This is a genomic window from Falsihalocynthiibacter sp. S25ZX9, from assembly GCF_041205405.1.
Lineage (GTDB): Bacteria > Pseudomonadota > Alphaproteobacteria > Rhodobacterales > Rhodobacteraceae > Falsihalocynthiibacter > Falsihalocynthiibacter arcticus.
Window position 1 is genome coordinate 1 of sequence record NZ_JBGFCD010000375.1, and the last position, 275, is coordinate 275.

Here is a 275-nt window from a genome sequence, read left to right on the forward strand (position 1 = left end):
TTAATCTCAAGCACGCCCACGCGCTCAAATTCGTCCTTTATCACGTCAAGGAGTAGTCGGTGAAGCCGCTCCACAAGGGCCAATGCCTCTAGGTATCCGGTCATAAATCCCTGAACGGTTGGTACCGCCAGCTTGGAATGCATACTCATAAATCTCTCCGCGTTTATCTTTGAAACTACATTCGCGGCAAAAACCGAACATTCGGTTAAATCATAGAAATTGATCTGAAAATTTTTGACTTATTTTTTGAAAGCGTGCGCACAAACTGTCGTGAT

Annotated in this window: 1 pseudogene; it reads right to left on the bottom strand. The window is 44.4% G+C overall.

Annotation, left to right across the window (positions count from 1 at the left end):
• A pseudogene (locus AB9F29_RS22640) lies at window positions 1-149 on the bottom strand (MarR family transcriptional regulator); the annotation flags it as partial.
• Between the last annotated feature and the right edge of the window lie 126 nt (window positions 150-275).